This window comes from Aureimonas sp. Leaf454 (assembly GCF_001424685.1).
In the GTDB taxonomy this organism is placed as follows: domain Bacteria; phylum Pseudomonadota; class Alphaproteobacteria; order Rhizobiales; family Rhizobiaceae; genus Plantimonas.
On record NZ_LMQT01000001.1, the window covers coordinates 912,573 to 935,080 of the forward strand.

Annotated in this window: 21 protein-coding genes; 13 read left to right on the top strand and 8 right to left on the bottom strand. The window is 67.2% G+C overall.

From position 1 onward, the window contains the following. Positions 1–726 precede the first annotated feature (726 nt). Positions 727–1,767: a helix-turn-helix domain-containing protein gene (locus ASG43_RS04115; RefSeq protein WP_056500441.1), complete on the top strand. Its 1,041-nt coding sequence runs from the start codon at positions 727–729 to the stop codon at positions 1,765–1,767. 883 nt (positions 1,768–2,650) lie between these two features. On the opposite strand, the gene ASG43_RS04120 is transcribed toward ASG43_RS04115, so the two are convergent. Further along, on the bottom strand, positions 2,651–3,697 hold the full coding sequence (locus tag ASG43_RS04120) for a glutamine synthetase beta-grasp domain-containing protein (RefSeq protein ID WP_056500445.1): 1,047 nt from the start codon (positions 3,695–3,697) through the stop codon (positions 2,651–2,653). Between the two features lie 434 nt (positions 3,698–4,131). On the opposite strand from ASG43_RS04120, the gene ASG43_RS21995 reads away from it, so the two are divergent. After that, positions 4,132–4,308 carry a DUF2735 domain-containing protein gene (locus ASG43_RS21995; RefSeq protein WP_082490584.1) on the top strand — a complete coding sequence of 59 codons (177 nt, stop codon included), beginning with the start codon at positions 4,132–4,134 and terminating at the stop codon, positions 4,306–4,308. Positions 4,309–4,516: 208 nt separating this feature from the next. On the opposite strand, the gene ASG43_RS04125 is transcribed toward ASG43_RS21995, so the two are convergent. Continuing rightward, positions 4,517–5,473 carry a glutaminase gene (locus ASG43_RS04125; protein WP_056500447.1) on the bottom strand — a complete coding sequence of 319 codons (957 nt, stop codon included), beginning with the start codon at positions 5,471–5,473 and terminating at the stop codon, positions 4,517–4,519. A 608-nt stretch (positions 5,474–6,081) separates the two neighbouring features. On the opposite strand from ASG43_RS04125, the gene exbB reads away from it, so the two are divergent. From exbB to ASG43_RS04150, 5 genes are all read left to right on the top strand, one after another. Next, complete coding sequence (exbB, locus tag ASG43_RS04130) at positions 6,082–7,095, top strand: tonB-system energizer ExbB (RefSeq protein WP_244487957.1); 1,014 nt, start codon at positions 6,082–6,084, stop codon at positions 7,093–7,095. 4 nt (positions 7,096–7,099) lie between these two features. Continuing rightward, a complete protein-coding gene (exbD, locus tag ASG43_RS04135) occupies positions 7,100–7,603 on the top strand; it encodes a TonB system transport protein ExbD (RefSeq protein WP_056500451.1) in 504 nt (167 codons plus the stop codon). Then, positions 7,600–8,703, top strand: a complete 1,104-nt coding sequence (locus ASG43_RS04140; RefSeq protein ID WP_056500452.1) for an energy transducer TonB — start codon at positions 7,600–7,602, stop codon at positions 8,701–8,703. The genes exbD and ASG43_RS04140 overlap by 4 nt, the downstream gene beginning before the upstream one ends. Before the next feature lie 228 nt (positions 8,704–8,931). Continuing rightward, the gene (gene rpsU, locus ASG43_RS04145; protein WP_056500454.1) at positions 8,932–9,189 is read left to right on the top strand and encodes a 30S ribosomal protein S21; all 258 of its coding nucleotides are present in this window, start codon (positions 8,932–8,934) and stop codon (positions 9,187–9,189) included. Between the two features lie 368 nt (positions 9,190–9,557). Further along, positions 9,558–10,034 carry an OsmC family protein gene (locus ASG43_RS04150; RefSeq protein WP_056500456.1) on the top strand — a complete coding sequence of 159 codons (477 nt, stop codon included), beginning with the start codon at positions 9,558–9,560 and terminating at the stop codon, positions 10,032–10,034. Between the two features lie 13 nt (positions 10,035–10,047). Here ASG43_RS04150 and ASG43_RS04155 read toward each other — a convergent pair whose 3' ends face one another. Then, positions 10,048–10,929 carry a rhodanese-related sulfurtransferase gene (locus tag ASG43_RS04155; protein ID WP_056500457.1) on the bottom strand — a complete coding sequence of 294 codons (882 nt, stop codon included), beginning with the start codon at positions 10,927–10,929 and terminating at the stop codon, positions 10,048–10,050. Between the two features lie 10 nt (positions 10,930–10,939). After that, positions 10,940–11,998 carry a succinylglutamate desuccinylase/aspartoacylase family protein gene (locus ASG43_RS04160; protein WP_056500458.1) on the bottom strand — a complete coding sequence of 353 codons (1,059 nt, stop codon included), beginning with the start codon at positions 11,996–11,998 and terminating at the stop codon, positions 10,940–10,942. 182 nt (positions 11,999–12,180) lie between these two features. Here ASG43_RS04160 and ASG43_RS04165 point away from each other — a divergent pair, with 182 nt between their 5' ends. Both ASG43_RS04165 and ASG43_RS04170 read left to right on the top strand, forming a co-directional pair. Further along, positions 12,181–12,882, top strand: a complete 702-nt coding sequence (locus ASG43_RS04165) for a GntR family transcriptional regulator (protein ID WP_056500460.1) — start codon at positions 12,181–12,183, stop codon at positions 12,880–12,882. Beyond that, positions 12,879–13,820 (top strand): sugar kinase, encoded by a 942-nt coding sequence (locus tag ASG43_RS04170; protein WP_056500463.1) that lies wholly within the window; start codon positions 12,879–12,881, stop codon positions 13,818–13,820. Before ASG43_RS04165 ends, ASG43_RS04170 begins: the two co-directional genes overlap by 4 nt. Before the next feature lie 54 nt (positions 13,821–13,874). Here the strand turns inward: ASG43_RS04170 and mntR are convergent, their stop codons facing one another. After that, positions 13,875–14,324, bottom strand: coding sequence for a manganese-binding transcriptional regulator MntR (mntR, locus tag ASG43_RS04175; RefSeq protein WP_056500465.1), 450 nt, complete (start codon positions 14,322–14,324; stop codon positions 13,875–13,877). A gap of 366 nt (positions 14,325–14,690) precedes the next feature. Here mntR and ASG43_RS04180 point away from each other — a divergent pair, with 366 nt between their 5' ends. The 4 genes from ASG43_RS04180 to ASG43_RS04195 all read left to right on the top strand — a co-directional run bounded on the left by ASG43_RS04180 (position 14,691) and on the right by ASG43_RS04195 (position 18,583). Further along, on the top strand, positions 14,691–15,641 hold the full coding sequence (locus ASG43_RS04180) for a tripartite tricarboxylate transporter substrate-binding protein (protein ID WP_056500471.1): 951 nt from the start codon (positions 14,691–14,693) through the stop codon (positions 15,639–15,641). A gap of 62 nt (positions 15,642–15,703) precedes the next feature. After that, entirely contained in the window at positions 15,704–16,213 is a 510-nt protein-coding gene (locus tag ASG43_RS04185) for a tripartite tricarboxylate transporter TctB family protein (protein WP_244487958.1), read from the top strand. A gap of 11 nt (positions 16,214–16,224) precedes the next feature. Beyond that, the gene (locus tag ASG43_RS04190) at positions 16,225–17,742 is read left to right on the top strand and encodes a tripartite tricarboxylate transporter permease (RefSeq protein WP_056500474.1); all 1,518 of its coding nucleotides are present in this window, start codon (positions 16,225–16,227) and stop codon (positions 17,740–17,742) included. 133 nt (positions 17,743–17,875) lie between these two features. Beyond that, positions 17,876–18,583: a TerC family protein gene (locus tag ASG43_RS04195; protein ID WP_056500476.1), complete on the top strand. Its 708-nt coding sequence runs from the start codon at positions 17,876–17,878 to the stop codon at positions 18,581–18,583. 182 nt (positions 18,584–18,765) lie between these two features. Here the strand turns inward: ASG43_RS04195 and ASG43_RS04200 are convergent, their stop codons facing one another. The 3 genes from ASG43_RS04200 to ASG43_RS04210 all read right to left on the bottom strand — a co-directional run bounded on the left by ASG43_RS04200 (position 18,766) and on the right by ASG43_RS04210 (position 22,493). After that, the gene (locus ASG43_RS04200; protein WP_056500478.1) at positions 18,766–18,951 is read right to left on the bottom strand and encodes a hypothetical protein; all 186 of its coding nucleotides are present in this window, start codon (positions 18,949–18,951) and stop codon (positions 18,766–18,768) included. A 174-nt stretch (positions 18,952–19,125) separates the two neighbouring features. After that, the gene (locus ASG43_RS04205; RefSeq protein ID WP_056500481.1) at positions 19,126–21,030 is read right to left on the bottom strand and encodes a hypothetical protein; all 1,905 of its coding nucleotides are present in this window, start codon (positions 21,028–21,030) and stop codon (positions 19,126–19,128) included. A gap of 212 nt (positions 21,031–21,242) precedes the next feature. Then, a complete protein-coding gene (locus ASG43_RS04210; protein WP_056500484.1) occupies positions 21,243–22,493 on the bottom strand; it encodes an FAD-dependent oxidoreductase in 1,251 nt (416 codons plus the stop codon). Positions 22,494–22,508 lie beyond the last annotated feature (15 nt).

Genomic DNA, 22,508 nt, shown 5'->3' on the forward strand with positions numbered 1-22,508 from the left:
ATTACGACGATTATGGTTGACGAAACGTAACCAGGCGGAGCGGTGAGCGCCGGCGGGATGGAAAGCCGGGCCGGACGCTCGAGGCCCACGATCGACGGCCGGATGCTCTCGAACTCTCACATGATGGGGCATGCGGCCTGCCAAGCCCGCCGCCATCCACTCGACTGAAGTGTACCTCAGGAGCGCTCCATGATCTCCAGTTGCGCTCGATCAAATATAATACTTTCAAACGAAGACAAACCGAGCATTGCGCATCATTGAAACAGTTCAGTTTTCTACGTATAACTACGCATATCATGCAATTTATCGAACTTCATTTCCCCGCTAGATTGAAGGAATGAATGCTTATCTCTGAAGACGAAAATAAAACAAAACTTATAGTCAGACTTACATAAAACATAGAGCGTTGGGATTCGATGATCAATAGATCGACGGGCCCTGGCGGAATGAAGCGGAACGCCGCAGAGCCGCGGTCCCAGGCTCTGCTTGAGCGAGGAACCGGTACGATGATCAAGGGCCAGCACATCGGCTGAAGCGGCCTTTCGGCCGTTTCGACGTCGAACACCCTCCGTCTGCTGAACGAGACTTTGCGGGACTGCCGGCGAAGGTTCGACCGAATGCCGATGGATCGAAACATCCGCAATGCAACCAATGCCATTCAGAACTGCGGCTTGGATCGGCGCGGCATGAACAAACGTGAAGTGTGATAACAAAGGTTGACGTCAAATGGATGCTCGAACCCATTCGCACGATTTTTCCGCGTCGCCCGAGGGCGTGATCTCCTCGCTCTGCGCCGCCGAGTCGGAATGGAGCCCGGCGAAGACCCGGCGCACACTGGTGACATCGCTCGATGAGCTTGAAGCCTTCCGTCGATCCAGCTGTTTCTTCTCCAACGCGTCTGCGAACGGCCCGAGGATCGATCTCGATACCGAGGAACTGAACGGAGCTGGGTTTCACCTCTGGCGGAGCACCTCCGAAAGCGGCTTCAAGGCAGCCCAACCGGTCCATTCCGAACCGGATCTGATCATGATCCACATCGTGCGGAAGGGGAGCCTCCTGTTTCGAGGCCTCATCGACGAGCATCGCGTCGAAGCCGGCTTCGGCCTGATCGTGCCGTTGAGCGACATGGCGGAGTATCATACGTCCGATGCGCACGAGGCCTTCGGGCTGGTCTTCGACAAAGCATTGCTGCACCGTCACCAGCTGGATGTCCTCGATGCCAGAACGGGAGCTTTGCCGGAGTTCGAGCATCAAGCCGATCTGAGAACCCCGGCTCTCCAGAGCTTGACCCGGAACATGGCGGCGATGCTGTCGCACCGGGGCCATCGAACCGCGGCGGGCATGGACTCCTCACTCCTCTTCGACATGCTGTTGAGCCAGTTGGTGGGCGCATGGCCGCAACGCCCCGCGCGCCAGACCTTCCAGGCTCCGGCCTCGTCGCGTCACATCCTGCGCTCCCTCGAATTCATCGAAGCCAATCTCGCCCGCCAGATGTCCGTGGCGGAGGTCGCAAAGGCGGCCGGCATCGGTGTGCGCGCCCTCCAATCGAGCTTTCGCCGGGATGTCGGTCGGACACCCGTCCAGCACATCATCGATCGACGCCTGCAGGAAACGCACGACGAGTTGCGGCGCAACCACCAATCGTCGATCGCCACGATCGCTGCGCGATGGGGTTTCGTTCACATGAGCGACTTCTCGCGCCGCTATCGCCAACGCTTCGGATGCACGCCGTCCCAGACGCAAATCCGGTCCGCCGGCAACGTCTGAGGTCGACCCGCCCTCGAAGGGGGTCGCCCCGCCGGAGCGGCTTTTGTCCTGCACAAGGAGAGCGGAGGGAACGGCCCCGTCGGCCGAGATCCGAGCCGGAGGACGGGCGATGATCGTCGCTTGAGGTTTCGTCCGGACGGCCCCCTGCTTCGTCGATGCGCGGGAACTCGTCCCGTCACACCCGCGCGCACCGGCCGGACGGGCCGCCAGGAGGCGCAACAGAGCGAGCCCAGACTGCACCTCTTCGACGGAGCGTCCCTTGCGGTGAACGACGCGGGCGACGGGAGCCGTCTTTCGGCCGCGTCGCCCGCACGATGCCCTTCGCGACACGGAGGCCCGCCCTTCGGGTGGGCATTTGCGGGCATGTCGACGTGTATCGCGGCACTCGGGCAGGCCTGCGGCACGCCGGCCGCATCGCTCCTTCCTGAAGAGCGGGGAAAGCCGTCGGCACAGGTCAAATCATCGGATCGCCGGTCGACGATGACGCCAGCCGTCAATTGCGCAGGCCATGACCCCGCGCAGGCCGTGAGATGATGCAGGCTTTGCGACCGCAGAGGTCGAGGACGCTTCGACAGAGCACCGGCGACCGAAGTGACGGTCCAGCACCGGGGCGACGAGCGGGGATCGGAATGGAGTTCATCCGGCGGGGCGGCACGACCACGGAGAGACGCCTTTTACAGACGAGACCATCTCTCGGATCCTTCGCTCGAACGCGCGAGAACGATCGACTTTCCTGATGGAGGCGTCGGTTTCTGCGAGGACCGCGGCTGGGTCGCGGGTCAACACTGCAGGTTCTTGTCAGATCGCCCATCAACGACGAAACCCCGCCGGCTGAGCCGACGGGGTCGAGACGGTTCGATCATCGTCGCAGAGGCGACACCGCTCAGGCGGCTGCGGAAACGCCCGCTTCAGCACCCGTCGGGACTTCGGAGACGGTCTTCAGAACCTGCGAAGCGATCTGGTAGGGGTCCCCCTGGCTGTTCGGACGGCGATCCTCGAGATAGCCGCGATAGCCGTTGTTCACGAAGGAATGGGGAACGCGGATCGAAGCACCGCGATCGGCCACGCCGTAGCTGAACTTGTTCCAGGGCGCCGTCTCGTGCTTGCCGGTCAGACGCAAATGGTTGTCAGGGCCATAGACCGCGATGTGTTCGTCGAGATTCTTCTCGAACGCGGCCATCAGCTTCTCGAAGTATTCCTTACCGCCGACCTCGCGAAGATAGGTCGTCGAGAAGTTGCAATGCATGCCCGAACCGTTCCAGTCGGTGTCGCCGAGCGGCTTGCAGTGATACTCGATGTCGATCTTGTATTTCTCGGTCAGGCGCTGAAGCAGGTACCGCGCCATCCAGACCTCGTCGGCAGCCTTCTTCGAGCCCTTGCCGAAGATCTGGAACTCCCACTGACCCTTCGCGACCTCCGCGTTGATGCCCTCGTGGTTGATCCCCGCAGCGAGACAGAGGTCGAGATGCTCCTCGACGATCTGGCGCGCGATGTCGCCGACATTCGAGTAGCCGACACCGGTATAGTAGGGGCCCTGCGGCGCGGGATAGCCCGTCTCTGGGAAGCCGAGCGGACGACCGTTCTGGTAGAAGAAATATTCCTGCTCGAAGCCGAACCAGGCGCCGTCGTCGTCGAGGATCGTGGCGCGCTTGTTCGAAGCGTGCGGGGTCTTGCCGTCCGGCATCATGACTTCGCACATGACGAGGATGCCGTTGGTGCGGACGGGATCGGGATAGAGCGCGACCGGCTTCAGAACGCAGTCGGAGCTGCGACCTTCGGCCTGCATGGTCGACGATCCGTCGAAGCCCCAGAGCGGCAGCTGATCGAGGGTCGGGAACTCCGAGAATTCCTTGACCTGAGTCTTGCCGCGCATACTCGGCACCGGCGTGTAGCCATCGAGCCAAATATACTCGAGCTTGTATTTGGTCATCGCGTCTCTCTCATCTGTTGATCGTGCGAAACGATAATGGCGGGTCGCTCGCATCTTCGCGGGAGGTTCGAAGCGAGGCGACTGCCTTCTCCTATGCAGGGATCGTGCCAATCGGCACACGGGCGGTCGAGGGCAAGCCGGCCAATTTCGCAGCAAGCCTTTTCAATTGTGTGGGAAGCCCTACGCGCTGGGCGATTTTGGCCGTTTTTGTGACGCGCCACACCCTCACAAAATCTTATGTGATGCCGTTTTGTGCAGTCGTGACGGCCTGATGACGATCAAATCAGACCGCCTCCCCTCGCCCAAACCGCCAGATTGCTTATTTAGTGATCACATTGTGATTTATTTTTAGGCGATCGGCACAATTCGTTGCCAGGCGTGTTATGGTTCGATGTCACTGAGCGGCCACCGTCGGTCCGAAGAGGTCGAACGCCATGAACACAGAAATCGAACGGCCGAGCGCCGTCATCTACCAGTTCCCCATCCGTCGCCGTGTGCGCGCCGATCAGCGCTCGCAGTTGGATGCGATGCCGGCGTGCGAGGTCGCCGTGATCGACGGCTGGTATCACGCCGATGCGATCCGGGAAGCGGAGCCGACACGGCATTCCTGACATCCCGGTCCTGCCGGATATCGGCGCGAGGCGCTTGCGTCCGCACGTGCGGCCGGCAGGCGTGACGCGACAGGTTGCGGGCGCAGAGCCGGTAGCCTGCTTCAGCGCCGTTCTTTTCCGAATCTGCTGAGATGACGTTCGTCGCGGCTGAATTTCTCGCGGCTTCTGCGTGGATGTTCGATCGATGGTGCGGCACGCGGACCGCGCGTCACGTCCCGAAGATCGACCACCCCATGCGCCGGGTCAACTTCTCCAGCGCAATGCGGCCAAGATGCGAGTTGCCGGCGGCATCGAGCCCCGGCGACCAGACGGCCACCGAAGCCTTTCCGGGTGCAACGGCCAGTATGCCGCCTCCGACCCCGCTCTTGCCGGGAAGTCCGACGCGGTAGGCGAATTCGCCCGATCCATCGTAATGGCCGCATGTCAGCATGATCGCATTGATGCGACGGGCGCGCTCCGGGCTGACGACGCGCATTCCCGTCGCGGGATTGGCGCCGAGATGGGCGAGAAACCGTCCGGCCTGGGCAAGTTGCCGGCAGGACATGGCAATCGCGCAGTGGTGGAAGTAGACGCCGAGCGTGAAGTCGACGGGATTTTCGAGAACGCCGAACGAGCGCATGTAATTGGCGAGCGCGGCGTTGCGAAAGCCGGTTCGCTGCTCGGATGCCGCGACCGCCGCGTCGATGACGATCGAGGTGTCGTCGCTGAGAAATTGCAGGAAGCGCAGGATCTCGCCGAGCGCTTCGCGGGGCTGGCGGCGCGCAAGGATGAGATCGGTCACCGCGATGGCGCCGGCGTTGATGAAGGGGTTGCGGGGAATTCCCTTCTCGTTCTCCAACTGCACGATGGAGTTGAAGGGACTTCCCGAGGGCTCGCGTCCGACCTTCGCCCAGAGCCGGTCGCCCGCCATTCCGAGAGCCAGCGTCAGCGTGAAAACCTTCGAGATGCTCTGGATGGAGAACGGTGCTTCGCTGTCGCCGCCTGCCGCGACGTGTCCGTCGGCATCGATGACGACCAGCGCGAACCGGCCGGGATCGACCTCGGCGAGTTCGGGAATGTAGCTCGCCACCGTTCCCCGATCCGGCCTGTCCGCCATCTCGGCTGCGATCTCTCGGACGGCGCTATCGAGAGCGGCACGCTCGAGCGAGGCGGCGGTAACGGGCATGGCGACTCGCGACGGTGACGATCTTGGACGGCCTCGATTGATCTTGGCACCCCTGGCCGCGCTCTGTCCATGCAGGAGCGACGCATCGTCAAGCCGAAAGCTCATCCGGGCTGCAGAGACGCTCGCGCCGACCCGAGCGTCGGCGAGGAGCCGTTCGTGACCGCAGCGGGCGATGCCTCCGATCCCGATCGATGCGGCTCGACGCAACGCGGCGCGGTTCAATTCGGGGACCGGACCCACCCGTCGCACGCTCCGCCGTCGCGTTCGGCTGCGGTCTCCCGAATCGCCGCACCGGCCAGCGCGAAGCGGACCGAACCTTCATCGTCGGCAGGTCAACCCCTTACGATCGTTCGAGATTTAGAAGCATTCCAGAAGAGCTAAGCTGTCTGGACACCGGCGTCGCTCTCCGCATATGAGAAAACATGACTTCCATCATCCGGTTTTCGGATGCCGAAGAAACGCCTGAGCCCATCCTGTCGATTCCTGCACGGGATCCGTCCGACAGAACCGGCGGCGACGGCCCGTCGAGGTTTTCACACGTGCGTCTGAACCGCATCTTCACCCCGTCCGCGTCTCGCAGGAGCCGGGCTCGTTCAATCGCCGCGGCCTTGGCGGCCGCGTCCGCTGTTCTTCTGTTCGGCTTGCCCGCGTGGGCGCAGGAGGCGCTTCAGCCTCCCCTGGCGCCGGCCCCGGCTTTGGCCGCGCCGGACCGACCGATGTCGGCCCATTCCGGTCCCGCGGCGCAGGAATCGACCGGCCCGCGCGTCGTCGCCCCGACGACTGCGGCCCCGCCGCCCGTCGTCCCGGCCCCGTCGACATCGGTCGAGGCCTCCCGCGAAGACGCCACGTCCGAAGCGCCGCCTTCGCAGGATCGGCAGCCGGCGATCGCTGCCGACGGGGCAACGCTGCCGCACGATCTGTCCCCCTGGGGCATGTTCATGGCCGCCGACTATGTCGTGAAGAGCGTCATGATCGGCCTTGCCTTCGCCTCGCTCGTGACCTGGACGATCTGGCTCGCCAAGGCCCTGGAGCTCTGGTCGGCACGCGCCAGGGCCGGCCGCGCCCTCCGCTGCCTGGAACGCGCGACGACGCTGAACGAGGCCACGGCCCCGCAAAAGGGCTCGCGCTGGCCCAAACGCGGCCCCGTCGCGGCGCTCGCCCGTGCCGCGACGCTCGAAGTGGAGCGCTCCGACGGCCTCGATGCGGAGGGCGTGAAGGATCGCGCCGCCGTGGCGCTCCAGCGGATCGAAGCGCGTGCCGGCCGCACGATGGCGCGAGGAACGGGGCTTTTGGCCACCATCGGCTCCACGGCCCCCTTCGTCGGCCTCTTCGGCACGGTCTGGGGCATCATGAACTCGTTCATCGGGATCAGCCGGTCCAACACGACCAATCTCGCCGTCGTCGCCCCCGGGATCGCCGAGGCGCTGCTCGCCACGGCCATCGGCCTCGTCGCCGCGATCCCCGCCGTCATCATCTACAACGTCTTCGCACGCTCCATCGCCGGTTACCGCGCCGTGCTCGGCGACGCCTCGGCGGAGATCCTGCGCCATCTCAGCCGCGATCTCGACCGCCGGTCCGACGGCTCGGCGCAGCGCCCCGCCGCGCTCCTGGCGGCGGAGTAGTCCGATGGGGATCAGCCTCAAGGAGAGCGGCGACGAGGGTGGCGGCGAAGTCGCCGACATCAACGTCACGCCGTTCATCGACGTCGTCCTCGTCCTCCTCATCATCTTCATGGTCGCCGCCCCCTTGTCGACGGTGGACGTCCCGGTGGATCTGCCGGTCTCCAACGCCGCGCCACAGCAGCGCCCGGACGAGCCGGTCTTCCTCACCGTCCGGGAAGACCTCTCGCTCTCGCTCGGCAACGAGACGGTCGCCCGCGAAGCGCTGCAGACCGGCCTCGACGCACGATCGGGCAACGACCGCGATGAGCGCATCTTCCTGCGCGCGGACGGCGCGGTTCCCTATGGCGAGTTGATGTCGGTGATGAACCTGTTGCGCGCCGCGGGTTACCTCAAGGTCGGCCTGGTCGGCCTCGAAGGCGCGCCGGTGCCGGCGGCCTCAAGCAGCCCGGCGCCAGGGGCCGCCGAAATGCCTTCGCCCGGCGCACCCGTCGGGCCGTCCGGTCCGTGACGCCCTTCGCCGTCGATCTCCGCTCGCTCGAAGCGGCGAGCCAGGGTGGGACCGCCCTGCGCTGGAGCGCGGCGGTCCTTACCGTCTTGACCGCCTATTGCGCGGCGATCTGGCTCGCCCTCTCGCTGCCGGCCCCGGAGGGCGCCGAGGGCGAGCCCCAGGAAGCGGTCATGATCGAACTGGAGCCGCTCACGGCCCTCGAGGAGGCGCCGCCGCCGGCTCCGGAACCCGAGGCCGCGGCCGAAATCGCGGAGACCGCGCCGACGCCGGAGCCAAAGGTCGAGGCACCACCTCAGCCGCCGGAACCCAACGCGACGCCGGAGCCGACGCCGCCCCCCCTTCCGCCGGAGCCGGTCGTCGAGCCGCTCCCGCCGGAGCCGGCACCGCCCGAACCATCCCCCCTGCCCTTGCCGCCGGAAGCGCCGCCGCAAGAGCCGGCTTTGCCGGAACCCGTCGTCGAGGAGCCTCCGACACCCGTCGAGGAGCCCGAGCCCCTGCCGGAGCCGACGACGCAGGAGGCCGTGCCGGACCTGACGCAGACGAACGCCATCGCCGCAGCCGTGCTGAACCCGCCCATCCCGACGCTGCGCCCGCCGCCCCCGCGCCCCGACGTCGTGGCGGAGCGCAAGACGCGCGTGGATAGGCCGGCGCCGGCCCGTCCGAAGCCGGCCCGTCCGAAGCCGGAGCGTTCAAAGCCCGATCGGCCGAAAGTCGAGCGCGCGAAACCCGAGCGCCCGCGACAGGCCGCCGAGCGTCCGGCGCCGCCGGCGCGTTCGGCCGCGCCGCGGTCCGACACGCGAGCGGCCAGCCGCAGCGCCAGCGCCCCGCGCGTGTCCTCGGCATCCTGGCAGCGGCAGGCGGTCAGCCACTTCCGGAAGTATCGCCGCCGACTCCAGACACGGGAGAAGGGAACCGCCCGCGTGGCCGTGACGATCGACCGGAGCGGCCGCGTCGTCGGCGCGAGCCTCGCATCCTCGTCGGGAAGCGCGGTCCTCGACGGAGAGGCCCTCGCGCTTGTCCGCCGCGCGAGCCCGATTCCCGCCCCGCCGGAGGGCGTCGGTGGCCGGACGCTGTCGCTCACCGTACCGGTGAGCATGTGACGAACATGGCGAAAAGCTTGTCCCACCAAGGCTTTTCCATATGAAATCGGTCGACGGCGAAAAAACCCATGGCGCCGGGACCGCAAAATGTGCAACACACGGCACGAAGCCCACGCGCACGCCATGACGAGCGTGTGGTCGCCCTATGGAAGAATGCTTGCCGCCTTCGGTCGTCCAGCCCGGACGAAATGGCGGACCTTTGCTCGAACCACCAGGTTAGGACAGAATTTGCGAGTCGAAGTTCGGGATAACAACATCGATCAGGCCCTTCGGGTCCTCAAGAAGAAGATGCAGCGCGAAGGCGTCTTCCGCGAGATGAAGGCACGGTCCTTCTACGAGAAGCCCTCCGAGAAGCGTGTCCGCGAGAAGCAGGCTGCCATCAGCCGCGCCCGCAAGGTCGCCCGCAAGCAGCAGCAGCGCGAAGGCCTTCTGCCGAGCCCGAAGAAGAAGGTCATCGAGCGCGGCGCTCCCGCGGCGCGCGCCTAAGATCCTCTTCGCCGTCGGACGAAGGTTCGACGACGCCGATTCGATCGCGCTCTTGCGGGTTCCGCCCGCAGGAGCGCTTTCGCATGGGCGCTACTCCCGCAGCCCACGAGACAGATCGGTCCCGGAACCGGGGCGAACCTCTCTGCGGGCCGACGGCACCGTTCGACCGTCCGTCGATTCCCGCGCTTTCGACATGGCCGGCGGGCGTGGCCCGTGGCATCCTCCCGTCGAACGTCTGGACATGGAGCGCCGCATCGGACCGAGCGGGAGGATGGCATGTCCGAAGGCGGCTGGACCACGCGGGAACGAGGCGCTGAGGCCGCGTGACGCGACCGGCAGGGACCTCATCGCCGCGAGGAGGAAGAACCATGGCCGGCAAGACCCATGCCTATGCCGTCACGGTTCGCTGGACGGGAAACCGGGGCAGCGGCACGCTCTCGTTTCGAGATTATGACCGCGATCACGAGATCAGCGCCGACGGCAAACCCAATATCGGCGGATCGTCCGACCCGAGCTTTCGCGGCGACCCCACGCGCTGGAATCCGGAGGAGTTGCTCCTCGCGTCCCTCTCCGCCTGCCACAAGCTCTGGTATCTCGGTCTTTGCGCGCAATCCGGGGTAACGGTTCTCGCCTACGAGGACATGGCGGAGGGCGAGATGGTCGAGGAAGCCGACGGCGCCGGTCAGTTCGTCCGTGCCACTTTGCGCCCTCGCGTGACAATCTCCGCCGCATCCGACCCGGCAAAGGCGGCAGCTCTGCACGAGACGGCGCATGCCATGTGCTTCATCGCCCGTTCGGTCAATTTCGTGGTGGCCTGCGAACCCGTCATGCGTTGCGAGGCTTGATGATTCGCGGCGATCAGACGGCCCTGGCCTCGATCTGCCGCTGGCGCATGCGAAGGGCATCCGCGCGCTCCGGGGTGAGCGCGCTCACGCAATGCGGGCAGGACACCCCGATCTCGTAAGCGGGCGCGGCGAGATCTTCGGCCGAGAGCGGCGCGCCGCAGCCGTAGCAGCGATCCCAATCCGCCTCGCTGAGCCCGTGACCGAGCGCCACCCGGCCGTCGAACACGAAGCACTCGCCCTGCCAGCGGCTGGCCTCGGCCGGCACGTCCTCGAGATATTGGAGAATGCCGCCCTTGAGGTGGAACACCTCGGAGAACCCGTGGGCGAGCATATAGGACGACGCCTTCTCGCAGCGGATGCCGCCGGTGCAGAACATCGCGACCTTCGGCGTCCTGGCGGGATCGAGATGGGCCGCGACGAAATCCTTGAACTCGGTGAACGTGTCGATCTCCGGATCGACCGCGCCCTCGAACGTTCCGACGCGCGTCTCGTAGCGGTTGCGCGTGTCGAGCACGAGAATGTCGGGATCCTCGATCACCGCGTTCCAGTCCGCGGCTTCGACATAGGTGCCGACGCGCAGCGTTGGATCGGCCTCCGGAGCCCGCATCGTGATGATCTCGCGCTTCAGCCGAACCTTCATGCGGTTGAACGGCTTCTGCGCGGCGTTGGAGAACTTGAGTTCTCCCCGGCGGATGCCGAAGAGCCCGTCGAGCCCCTCGATCAGCGCCTCCATCGCCCCCTCGGGGGCCGCGATCGTCCCGTTGATGCCTTCGGGCGCGACGAGCAGCGTTCCGCAGGCGTTCGCGGCCTCGCAGAGCGCGCGGGCCTCGCCTTGCAGGCGCGCGGGGTCGGCGAGCGCAACGAAGCGGTAGAGGGCGGCGACGCTCCAGATCATGCCGGCACCGTCAGGATTCGAGCGAGCCCGGACGCGCCGTCGCGGACGGTGCCGAGCCCAGGATCTTCAGGAGATCCTCGCCGGTGCGCGTCAGGCGCTGGCGGCGACGCGTCAGGACGAGGCCGGCCTGCGGCGCGGTGACGACCGTCTCGCCGCCCGCCTCTCCCGGAGCGGTCAGGATGGTGACGAGGGTCTGGCCGGCCTCCACATGGTCGCCCGGCCCGACGTGAAACAGGAGCGCCCCGCCGACCGGTGCGCGGATCATCTCGACATGGTCGAGCGGCGTCACCGGGCCCGACCAGGGCCCGAGCGGCGGCTGCGTCTCGTCGCGGACGGTGCCGCGGGCGACGAGGAAGCGGTAGAGCCCGGCGGCATCCGCATCCGCCAGTTCCGGCGTCACGTCGGACTGTCCGCGGAACTCGACCGTCGTCACCGCCAGACGCCGCCACGCCGGGTCATCCGGCGAACGATGCTTGTGCGGCGACCACGCGGCCTCCTCGAAGGCGCCGTCGGACGTGTCGTCCCAGAGGAGGATCGCCTGCGAGCCGAGCGCGGCGGCAAGATCCTGCAGGTGCGGCCAGAGCTGGCGCGCGACGTAGAGATAGGACGGCCCCTCGTCGTCGCAGTGGAGATCGAGAATGAGATCGTGGCCGAGGGACAGCTTCAGGAGCCGCGCTTTCAGGCGCTTCTCGGCCGCGATCGGTGCGTCGTCGCCGGGAAGCCCGCTCGTATCGGTCGAGGACAGAAGGGGAAAGTCGCGATTGAAGTTCGTGCGCGTCGTGAAGGAGAAGCGCGCGAGATGCTCGTGGAAGAGATGCTGCCCCGTGGCGATGGGGTTGGCCTGCGGGACGATCGTGACGCGCCCGAGGAGACGCCCGTCGCGTTCGGCAGCCTCCAGCATCGGCACGAGCCGGTGGAGGGCGACGACGCCCGGTAGCTCGTTTCCGTGGAGCGCCGCCTGGAGATAGGCGGTCGGCGCGCTCTGGTCCGTGCCCTCGAAGGAGAGGACGGTCAGCCGCCACTCCGTGCCGGGCGTGTCGCCCTTCAGGATCTCGACGGTCTTCTTCATCGCGGCAACTCCTGGCGGATCGACCGGGCTCGGGCGGCCGTGGCTCCGGTCGGTCGGGTGTCCGGCGCGTTTTCGGCCGGACGCGGCGGAAAGGCAAGTCCACCGGTCCGGCGGGTCCCCGACGGGCGTTGCCCGGCTCCCCCCATTCGATTATGCGGGGGTTCGGTGCAGGAAGGCTCCCGATGTCGCTCGATCCCATTCCCCTGGATGCGCTGACATCCTCGCGCAGCACGATCGCCGAATCGATCCACGAGGAACTGCGCCGCGCGATCCTGGAGCTGCGCCTGCAGCCGGGGACCAAAATATCGGAAGCCGAGATCGCCCGCCGTCTCGGCGTGTCCCGCCAGCCCGTCCGCGAGGCCTTCGCCCGGCTCGGGCGATCGGGCTATCTGCGCATCCAGCCCCAGCGCGCCACCGAGGTCGTCCGCATTTCCACCCGCGAGGTGATGAACGCCCATTTCATCCGAGAGGCGCTGGAGGTCGCGACCGCGCGCCGCGCGGCGCTGGAAAGCCCGCCGGGCATGGCCGAGCGCCTCGGCGCGTGCCTCGCCCGCCAGGAGGCGGCGCAGGAAGCGGACGACCGGACGAGCTTCCAGCGCGAGGACGACGCCTTTCATTTCGCCATCGCCAAGGAGGCCGGCTGCGGCTTCGCCTGGCGGCTGATCGACGAGCAGAAGGCGCAGATGGACCGCGTGCGCTTCCTGTCGCTCGCCTTCGGGCAGCCCGCCGCCCTGAGCGATCACCGGGCGATCGTCGCGGCGCTGCGCACTGGGGATCCCGACGCTGCGGAAGCCGCCATGCGCGGTCACCTCGCGCGGATCGTCGGCGTGGTGGAACGACTGCGCCAGGATTTCGCCCACTACTTCCAGGACAGTGACGCATGACGCAGATCGACGCCGCAAATTCGAGGCCCCGCCGCATTCTGTCCATCGGCGAGTGCATGGTCGAGCTGTCGCAGGGACCCGGCGGGCTCCTGCGCCTCGGCTTCGCCGGCGATACGTTCAACACCGCATGGTACCTTCGCCGCGAACTCGACGCCGGTTTCGAGGTCGCCTATCTTTCGGCGGTCGGCTTGGACAAGACGTCGGACGACATGCTCGCCTTCATGGCGGCGGGCGGCGTCGACACCGCGCTCGTCCGCCGGTTGCCCGGCCGGATGCCGGGGCTCTACCTCATCCATCTCGACGGCGCGGAACGCTCGTTTTCCTACTGGCGCGACACGAGCGCGGCCAAGGCGCTCGCCGACGACGCGGACCATCTCGACGCGGCCTTCTCGTCCGCCGACGCCTTCTACGTCTCCGGCATCACTCTTGCGATCCTTGCAGGTCCCGCCCGCGAACGGCTCCTGACCCGGCTCGGCGCAGCCAAGCGGGCGGGCAAGCTCGTCGCCTTCGATCCGAACATCCGGCCGCGTCTCTGGCCGGATGCCGAGGAGATGCGGTCGGCGATCGAGGCCGGCGCCTCCGTTTCCACCATCTGCCTTCCGAGTTATCCCGACGAGAAGACGGCCTTTGGCGACGCGTCCCCCCAGGCGAGCGCGGCGCGCTACCTCGCCCTCGGCGCCGCGGAGGTCGTGGTGAAGGACGGGCCGGCTCCCGCCATTCTGGGCGAAGCCGGCGTCGCCGGTTTCACCGAGCTTCCCGCTGCCCCCGCCGTGCAGGCGGTCGACACCACCGGCGCAGGCGACAGCTTCAGTGCCGCCTATGTCGCCGCTCGTCTACGCGGCCTGTCGCCGACGGACAGCGTGCGCTGCGGCCATGCCTTGGCCGGGGAGGTCGTGCGCCACCACGGCGCGTTGATCCGCGGCACCGCCGAGACCTGAACGCCTCCGGCTGCGGCTGCCGCTCCGGACGATGCGCTCGATGCGCTCAATGCGCTACCGGCGCAGATGATGGCGGAACGCCTCCAGCGTCTCCGGGCCGACATGATGCTCGATCCCCTCCGCGTCGAGCTCCGCCGCTTCCGGGCTGACGCCGAGCGAAAGAAGGAAATCCTCGACCAAGCGATGGCGCTGCCGAGCGGCGAGCGCCACTTCGCGACCCCGTTCGGTCAGGAAGATCGAGCGATAGGGTTCGGAATTGACGAGCCCGTCGCGGATCAGCCGCTGCACGGTCCGCGCGACGGTTCCCGGCGAAACGCCGAAGCAGTCGGCGAGGTCGGCCGCGCGCGCCTCGCCGCGCGAGGCGATCAGGTCGTCGATCATCTCGACGTAGTCTTCGGCGAGCTCCGACTGGTGGGCCTCGCGAACTCTCGCGAAACGGGCCGCGTGGCGGGACCCGATCGCCTCGTCCTGCCGGGGCCGCCCCTTGTCCTCACCATCGGTCATGAACCGTTACACCCTGATGCCGTCGTTGAACCGATGGGTTAGCGCGTCGATGCGCGGGGCGCAAAGTTTGCCACACGACAAACCTTGCACGTGAGGAGCGCAGAGAACCAGCATCTAAAATTTTAAGTCCCGCCGAGCCCTTGCCAGTTCGACGTTTCTGTAAGAGGACGCTTCTCGCTCGCTCAACGACCCCATAAGCTCGCATTCCGCCTGCCGCGACCGTGTCCGGGCTCGCGATGGGCGGCAGGCGACGAGCAGCGACCGTGATCGGGAGACGCGGACCGACGTAGGAAACACGAGCCGCGTCTGGATGACGGCCGATCGGGCGCGTCGCTCCGGCCGGCAGAACCAACCGGAGGAACTTGCATGAAGACGTTTCTGATGGCCGCCCTGGTGGCAGGCCTGTTTGTCGGAACCGCCAACGCCCAGACCAAATCCTATGAGATCATGGCGCCGGCAGCGCCCGGCGGCGGCTGGGACCAGACCGCGCGCGCCATGCAGGACGCGTTGCAGACCGAGAAGATCGCTTCGAGCGTGCAGGTCGTGAACGTGCCCGGCGCCGCCGGCACGATCGGCCTCGCACAGTTCGCGAGCGATGCGGCCGGCAAGCCGGACGCGCTCATCGTGGGCGGTTACGTCATGGTCGGCGGCATTCTCACCAACCAGTCGCCGACGACGCTCGCCGACGTCACGCCGATCGCCCGCCTCACCGGCGAATACGAAGCGCTCGTCGTGCCCGCCGCCAGCGACATCAAGACCTTCGCCGACCTCGCCGCCAAGCTGAAGGCCGATCCGGGTGCCGTCACGTGGGGCGGCGGTTCGGCCGGCGGCACCGACCACATCACGGCCGGCCTCATCGCCAAGGGTCTCGGCGTCGATCCGACCACAGTGAACTACATCGCCTTCTCCGGCGGCGGCGAGGCGCTCGCCGCCATTCTCGGCGGGCAGCTGACCGTCGGCATCTCCTCGACCGGCGAGTTCGAGGCGCAGATCAAAGCCGGCGCGCTTCGTGCCCTCGCGGTGTCCGCCCCCGCTCCGATCGCCGGCATCGACGCCCCGACGCTGAAGGACGAGGGCTTGAACGTCGAGGTCCAGAACTGGCGCATGGTCGCCGCCGCGCCCGGCATCACGCCCGAGCAGAAGGCCACCATCTCCGCCGACATCGAGACGATGGTGAAGTCGGCCAAGTGGCAGGAGCTTCTGAAGACCCGCGGCTGGTCGGACACCTACCTCTCGGGCGAAGCCTTCGACAAGCAGCTGCAAGCCGACATCGAGTCCACCACGGTCATCCTCAAGGACATCGGCCTCGTTCAATGACATCCACGAGCCCTGAAACTCGCCCAGACAAACCCCGAGGCCGCGGGACCGATCTTCCGGTCGTGCTCGTGTCCCTCGGCCTGATGGCCCTTTCAGGGCTCGTTGCCTACGAAGGCTGGCGGGTCTCCGCCCGCCGCGTCGTCTATGGCCTCGGACCCGGCACGGTTCCCTACTTCGTCGCGGCCTCCCTTCTGGTGCTCGCGATCGGGACGCTGATCGCCGGGATCCGCGGCACCTTCCCCGAGCGGGACAAGGATCTTCCGGCACCGGTCGTCTGGATCGTCGCCGGCCTCGTCGCACAGCTCGTCCTCCTGCGCTATGCCGGCTTCTCCATCGCCACCGGCCTCCTCTTCGCCGCGACCGCCAAGGCCATGGGCCGCGGTCCGCTCTGGATGACGGTTCCGATCGGCTTCGTCCTCTGCTTCGTGATCTGGGTCGTCTTCACGCAGGCGCTCAACCTGTCGCTGCCGGCAGGGCCCATCGAAGAGGCCTTTCTATCGGCGATCACGCCCGCGCCGGAAGCGCCCGTCCTGCCGGCGACGCCACCCCCTGCCGCACCCGCAGCCCAGTAGGACTTCCGAGAATGGATACGTTCGCGCTTCTCGGCCAAGGCCTTCTCACCGCCGTCGAGCCCTGGAACCTTCTCTATGCCCTGATCGGCGTCACGCTCGGCACGATCGTCGGCGTCCTGCCGGGCATCGGACCGGCCCTGACGGTCGCGTTGCTCCTGCCCGTGACCTACCGGCTCGATCCCGCGGGATCGCTGATCATGTTCGCGGGCATCTATTACGGCGGCATGTACGGCGGCTCGACGACGTCGATCCTTCTGAACACGCCCGGCGAAAGCGCCTCGATCGTCACCGCGCTCGAGGGCAACAAGATGGCGCGGGCGGGCCGGGGCGGACCGGCGCTCGCCACCGCCGCCATCGGGTCCTTCGTCGCCGGCCTCATCGCGACCCTGCTGCTCGCCTTTCTCGCGCCCTACGTCGTGTCCTTCGCCATCAAGTTCTCGGCGGCCGATTACTTCGCCCTGATGGTGCTCTCCTTCGTGACCGTCTCGGCCGCCTTCGGTGATTCGGCGTTGCGCGGCCTCACCTCGCTGATGCTCGGCCTCACCATCGGCCTTATCGGCATCCCGCAGCAGGGCGGCCTTCCGCGCCTGACCTTCGGCCTGCGCGAACTCTCGGACGGCATCGAGGTGACGACGCTGGCCGTCGCCCTCTTCGCCATCGGCGAGGCCCTGAGCGTCGCGGCGGCGGGCAGCCGGACGCCCGACACCGTCGAGGCGATCAAGGGCTCGGTCTGGATGACGGCGCGCGATTGGAAGCGTTCCTGGGGCGCATGGCTGCGCGGCACGTTCATCGGCTTCCCCATCGGCGCCATGCCGGCGGGCGGCGCCGAGATCGGCACGTTCCTCTCCTATGCGACCGAGAAATCGCTGACCAAGCATCCCGAGGAGTTCGGCAAGGGCGCAATCGAGGGCGTCGCGGGACCGGAGGCGGCCAACAACGCCTCCGCCGCCGGAACGCTCGTCCCGCTCCTGACGCTCGGCCTGCCGACGTCGGCGACGGCGGCGATCATGCTGGCGGGCTTCCAGCAGTTCGGCCTTCAGCCGGGGCCCCTGCTCTTCGCGTCCAATCCGACCCTGGTCTGGGGACTGATCGCGAGCCTTCTGGTCGCCAATTTCATGCTGCTCGTCCTCAACCTGCCGCTGGTGGGGCTCTGGGTGAAGCTTCTGACGATCCCGCGCCCCTGGCTCTATGCCGGCATCCTCGTCTTCGCGACCCTTGGCACCATCGGCGCCAATCCCTCGCCCTTCGAGCTCGCCGCGCTCCTGACCTTCGGACTGCTCGGCTACGGTCTTCGGCGCTTCGGCTTTCCGATCGCGCCGGTCGTGGTCGGCCTGATCCTCGGGCCGCTGGCCGAATCGCAACTCAGCCGCGCCATGCAGCAGAGCCGGGGCGATTTCACGATCCTCGTGACCTCCTGGACCTCGATCACGCTCCTCTCGGTCGCGCTGATCGCCCTCGTCGTTCCGATGATCCTGCGCTATCGGGGCCGCGGCAAGGTGCTCGCGGCCATGGCCTCCGACGAGGATTGATCCGACCCTTCGGCTGCGTTTCGCCACGACCGCGTTTTGGCTGCGGGCACCGTGTTGCGGCGCAGCCGAAGGGAATAAGAACAGCGCCTTGGCGCACGCACGGCATTCCGGCTGAATTCGAGGGAACCCCCGCATGGACTTCATTACGAGCGAGTCGCTGATCGCGCTCGGGCAGATCATCATGATCGATCTCGTCCTGGCCGGCGACAATGCGATCGTCATCGGCCTCGCCGCCGCCGGCCTCCCGAAGGAGCAGCGCGCCAAGGCCATTCTCGTCGGCATCATCTTCGCGACCGGACTGCGCATCCTGTTCGCCGCGATCACGCAGCAATTGCTGGAGCTCGGCGGCGCGCTCCTCATCGGCGGCGGCTTCCTTCTCCTCTACGTGTGCTGGAAGATGTGGCACGAGCTGCGGACGCCGCAGCACGATCTCGACGACGCGGAGCATGCGCTGAATGCCGACGGCACCGTCTCCGGCGCGCCCCGCAAGACCTTCGCCCAGGCCGCCTGGCAGATCGTCATCGCCGACGTCTCGATGTCGCTCGACAACGTCATCGCGGTCGCAGGCGCCGCGGGCGAACATCTCTGGGTGCTGATCGTCGGCCTGATCCTCTCGATCGCGCTGATGGGACTGGCGGCGAGCTACATCGCCCGCCTTCTCAACCGGCATCGCTGGATCGCCTATGTCGGCCTCGCCATCATTCTCTACGTCGCTTTGAAGATGCTTCTGGACGGAGCGGAGCAGCTCTGGCCGGGCACGTTCGAGGGGATCCCCTTCCTCGGCGGCGGCCACGGCGCCGAGGCACCGGCGATGGCGCCGGCCGTCGCTCCGGCGAACTGAACGACGCAGCGACTCGGGATCCCGCCCTCTTTCCGAGAGGGCCGGGCCCCAAAGCAACGCAAGCCGCAACGAAAAAAACCCGCAAGGCGCGAGCCCTGCGGGTTTTTTCAGATCTTCGCTGTCGAACCGATCGAAGCCGAGCGACCCGTCCGGAGCGGACGGGTCGACACGACGTCCGGCGATCAGCCCTGGCGGCCGATGCCGTCCCACCGGGCGGGGTCGATGCCGACGGCCGTCAGCGCGCGGTTGGACGGGCGACGACCGCCTTCGGCTGCAGCCGCGCACTCCGTGGCCCCGGCGAACACGTCGACGAACGACGCGAAGGTCGAACGGAGCGAGCGGTGGGAGCGGGTGTTCGGGCGGGTCATCGGGGTCTCTCCTTGTTGTTGAGAGATAGATGGCACTGCAACATGCGATGCAGAAGTGACGAGATCGAACCGCTGGCATGCGAAGAATGCATAGCGTAGCGCGCGTCCGGCCCTGTCGCGTTCAGCTTTGCGCAAGCATTTCCTGCCTGCCGGCCAACCAAGATGCCCGTGCACTCACTGATGCGCGAGCACGATGATGCGGTCGTCCGGCATGAAGTAGAGAGGGGTCGACTTGCGCGGGTTCACCGTGACGCCGCCCATCGCCCGGCGGTCGGGTTCGTTCTCCCGGCGGCGCCGATAGCCGAAGGCCACCTCGCCCCGACGCCGGGCGGCCTCGACGATGGTGAAGAAGGTCACCGGCCGTTCGATCGACACGTAATCCGTGACGGGGCGCATGTAGATTTCGGCGCCGTTCTCGTCGAGCAATTCGTCGAAGATCGCGGTGAGCGAGGCGTTCTCCGAAGCCTGCGCGAGCATCAGGCTGACGAGCTTGTTCGACACCACGAAGTCGTCGGCCCGCGTGACGTCGGCCAGTTCGCGGTTGCGCACGTCGGTCATCTCGCTGACGACGCTGATGTGGCGCCCGGCGCCATCCGCGATCCGCCGGAGATGCAGGAGCGTCACGAGGGTTCGCGTATCGGCCGGCTGCGGTGCCATGTGGTCGCTGTAGCCGAGCACGATGACGCGATCGTAGCTCGGGATCTCCAGCGCTTCCAGGGAGGGGCGGTCGCCGGTGTCGACGACGCAGAACTCGACATGCAGGCGATCGCTGGCCAGATTCAGTCGTTGCAGATCGTCCCGAAGCTCCGGCGTGTCCGCCGCGATGGTCAGCAGCGAGCCGGGCTCGACATAGCGCGAGAGTTCGCGCGCGATCACGAGACCCCGGCGGTTCCAGCCGAGGATCAGCGTACGTTCCGCCCGCAGCCCTTGCGGTTTCGCGAGCGTCAGCGCCGAGGGGTCGAAGACGTCGCGTCCGGGCGCCGCCACGACGATCGTGTCGTCGTCCTCCGCCACGATCACTGCCCTCATCTCGGCCGACACGACGAGATCCATGGGCGGGTTGAGCCGCACCCGCCCATCGGCTTCGCAGACGCCGATGAGGGACGATGTGTCGTAGGCGAGAATCGCGTCGCCGAAGGCGAGCCCGACGATGTCGGGCTGCGGGACCGTGTAGATCTCGCATCCGTCGAAATCGAGCAGCTCGGAATAGACCGCGCTCAGTCCCGCCTGCCGGCTGGACTGGACGACGATGCGCGAGATGAGGTCGTCGGCGAGGACGAGCTGCACTTCGGGGCCGCCGACCGCGCGAGCGACGTCGGCATTGCGCGTGTCCCGGATCTCCGCGGCGATCTGGTAGCGATCCGCGCGTCGCTTGGGATCGTTGACGAGGGCCAGAATCGTCTTGACGACGCTGGAATCGGGATCGTCGCCCTCCGGCGAGAGCACGATCACCGATTTCGAGGCGTTGGGACTGACGATGGCGAGGTCATAGAGATCGGTCGGATCGCCGCTCCGGCAGATCACCCGCGTCGTTCCGAGGCGTGGGACCTTCATCGCGATCTCGTCCTCCATCTCCACCTTGTCGCGCGGCGCCATGATGACGATCCGCGAACGCTTCTGGTTGGCATTGGCGACGACGAGTTCGGCGACGATGTCGAAGATCGAGGGCGACCAGTTGAAAATGACGGTGTGACCATGCTCCAGGACGCGGCTGCGGCCCTTGCGCAGATCTTCGAGCTTGTTGTTCACGCCCGCCGAGAGGATGCCGATCAGCGAGGAGAAGATGAAGATGCCGGACAGCGTCACGACGAGCATCACGACGCGGAACGGCCAGCCCGTGTCGCCGCCCATCGTCCCGGCATCCATGGTTCGCATCAGCGTCTCCCAGGACGCTTCCACGAAGTCGAGAGGCTCGGCGCCCTGAGGCGCGACGCTCGTCAGCGCGATGAAGGCGCCCGCGACGACGATGATCACCAGCGATGCGATGGACAGCCATCCGATCAGGGCGATCGGTCCCGCGGCCATGGACTTGTCGAACTCGTAGCGAAGACGTTCCGACCAGGGCACGTGTTGTTTCATCGCAGACCGCCCGAGCGGCACCCCCCGGCGCTCACCCGCCCTTCGGCGGAACGGCAGCCCCCGGCCCGGAGGCACCGCTCATTCTCCGGTCGACTTCCTTTGCAGGAACGGACGAGCTTGAAAAGTCGCCTGAGCACCCACGGCCGCCTTTTCCGTTCCAAAGCGCGGAAAGCGATCGTCGGACGGCCTCGGCGAACGGAATGGGTCAGCTCTCACCGAGCGGGCGACAGTTCCGCCAGATGACGCTTCAGATCGAAATCGTCGGCCGAGACATCGGACCGCAGCACCTTGAGATCGCCCTCCAGGATCCGCCGTCCCAGCATGTGCTCGCCCGGCCGATTCACCGTCTCGATGCCGAGAAGCTTCTCTCCGCGGAAGCAATAGGCGACGAGCCGGCCGGCTTCGCGCGATCCGGAGAGGTGCACGTGGTCGGCGCCGGTCGTGATCCCGGCGATCTGCAGCTTGAAGCTTCCCTGGTCGCTCCAGAACCAGGGCACGCTGCGATAGGGTGCCGTGCCGCCGAGGATGCGCGCGGCGACGCACTTGGCCTGATCGATCGCGTTCTGCACCGATTCCAACCGCACCGGACCGTCCGCGAACGGACTTTCGAACACGGCGCAATCGCCGATGGCGAAAATCGCGGGGTCCTCGGTCGTCATGAAGGCGTCGACCTGGACGCCGCCGCGCGTCGCAAGCCCGGCTTCGGCCGCCATCTCGTCGTTCGGCACGACGCCCGTCGCCATCAGCACGAGATCGGCCGGGATCACCGTGCCGTCGGCCAGCCGCACGCCCGTGGCGTCCCCGCTCGCGCCCTCGCCCTCGCCCTCGATGGTCGCGACGGAGGCGCCGAGGCGCACATCCGTGCCCATCGCCCTGTGTGCTTCGAGGAAGAACTCGGACAGGACCGGCGAGACGACGCGTCCCATCAGCCGCGCCGCGCCCTCGAGCACGGTCACGCGAAGCCCCCGCGCCCGCGCGGAGGCGGCGACCTCGAGCCCGATGAACCCGCCGCCGACGACGACGAGGCGCGCGCCCTCCACCAGCGCCGCGCGAAGCCGCTCGGCTTCTCCGGCATCGCGCAGGGCGTGAACGTTCGGCCGCGACACGCCGCCGATCGGCGGCAGGCGGTTGCGCGCGCCCGTCGCGAGCACCAGCCATTCGTAGGACAGGTCGTCGCCGGAGGACAAAGCCACACGCCTGTTCGTCCGGTCGATCGATGCGACGCGCGTGCCGAGGCGGGTCTCGATCCGGTTGGCCTCGTAGAAGGCTTCCGGCTTCAGGAGAAGCGTCTCCAGCCCTGCATCGGCCTTGAGATAGGCCTTCGACAGGGGCGGTCGCTGGTAAGGCAGGCGCGGCTCCTCGCCGACCAGCACGATCTCGCCGGCGAAACCGCCGGCCCGAAGGCTCGCGGCGACCTGAAGGCCCGCCTGGCCGGCGCCGGCGATGACGACGGCCCCGCTCATCGGGACCGCCCCGAC

Coding starts and splice junctions, on each gene's coding strand:
- ASG43_RS04210 (WP_056500484.1), bottom strand. CDS start 22,493: ATGAGCGGGGCCGTCGTCATCGCCGGCGCCGGCCAGGCGGGCCTTCAG.
- ASG43_RS04170 (WP_056500463.1), top strand. CDS start 12,879: ATGACGCAGATCGACGCCGCAAATTCGAGGCCCCGCCGCATTCTGTCC.
- ASG43_RS04190 (WP_056500474.1), top strand. CDS start 16,225: ATGGATACGTTCGCGCTTCTCGGCCAAGGCCTTCTCACCGCCGTCGAG.
- ASG43_RS04115 (WP_056500441.1), top strand. CDS start 727: ATGGATGCTCGAACCCATTCGCACGATTTTTCCGCGTCGCCCGAGGGC.
- exbD (WP_056500451.1), top strand. CDS start 7,100: ATGGGGATCAGCCTCAAGGAGAGCGGCGACGAGGGTGGCGGCGAAGTC.
- ASG43_RS04160 (WP_056500458.1), bottom strand. CDS start 11,998: ATGAAGAAGACCGTCGAGATCCTGAAGGGCGACACGCCCGGCACGGAG.
- ASG43_RS04195 (WP_056500476.1), top strand. CDS start 17,876: ATGGACTTCATTACGAGCGAGTCGCTGATCGCGCTCGGGCAGATCATC.
- ASG43_RS04125 (WP_056500447.1), bottom strand. CDS start 5,473: ATGCCCGTTACCGCCGCCTCGCTCGAGCGTGCCGCTCTCGATAGCGCC.
- mntR (WP_056500465.1), bottom strand. CDS start 14,324: ATGACCGATGGTGAGGACAAGGGGCGGCCCCGGCAGGACGAGGCGATC.
- ASG43_RS04120 (WP_056500445.1), bottom strand. CDS start 3,697: ATGACCAAATACAAGCTCGAGTATATTTGGCTCGATGGCTACACGCCG.
- ASG43_RS04165 (WP_056500460.1), top strand. CDS start 12,181: ATGTCGCTCGATCCCATTCCCCTGGATGCGCTGACATCCTCGCGCAGC.
- ASG43_RS04205 (WP_056500481.1), bottom strand. CDS start 21,030: ATGAAACAACACGTGCCCTGGTCGGAACGTCTTCGCTACGAGTTCGAC.
- ASG43_RS04200 (WP_056500478.1), bottom strand. CDS start 18,951: ATGACCCGCCCGAACACCCGCTCCCACCGCTCGCTCCGTTCGACCTTC.
- ASG43_RS04155 (WP_056500457.1), bottom strand. CDS start 10,929: ATGATCTGGAGCGTCGCCGCCCTCTACCGCTTCGTTGCGCTCGCCGAC.
- ASG43_RS04180 (WP_056500471.1), top strand. CDS start 14,691: ATGAAGACGTTTCTGATGGCCGCCCTGGTGGCAGGCCTGTTTGTCGGA.
- ASG43_RS21995 (WP_082490584.1), top strand. CDS start 4,132: ATGAACACAGAAATCGAACGGCCGAGCGCCGTCATCTACCAGTTCCCC.
- ASG43_RS04150 (WP_056500456.1), top strand. CDS start 9,558: ATGGCCGGCAAGACCCATGCCTATGCCGTCACGGTTCGCTGGACGGGA.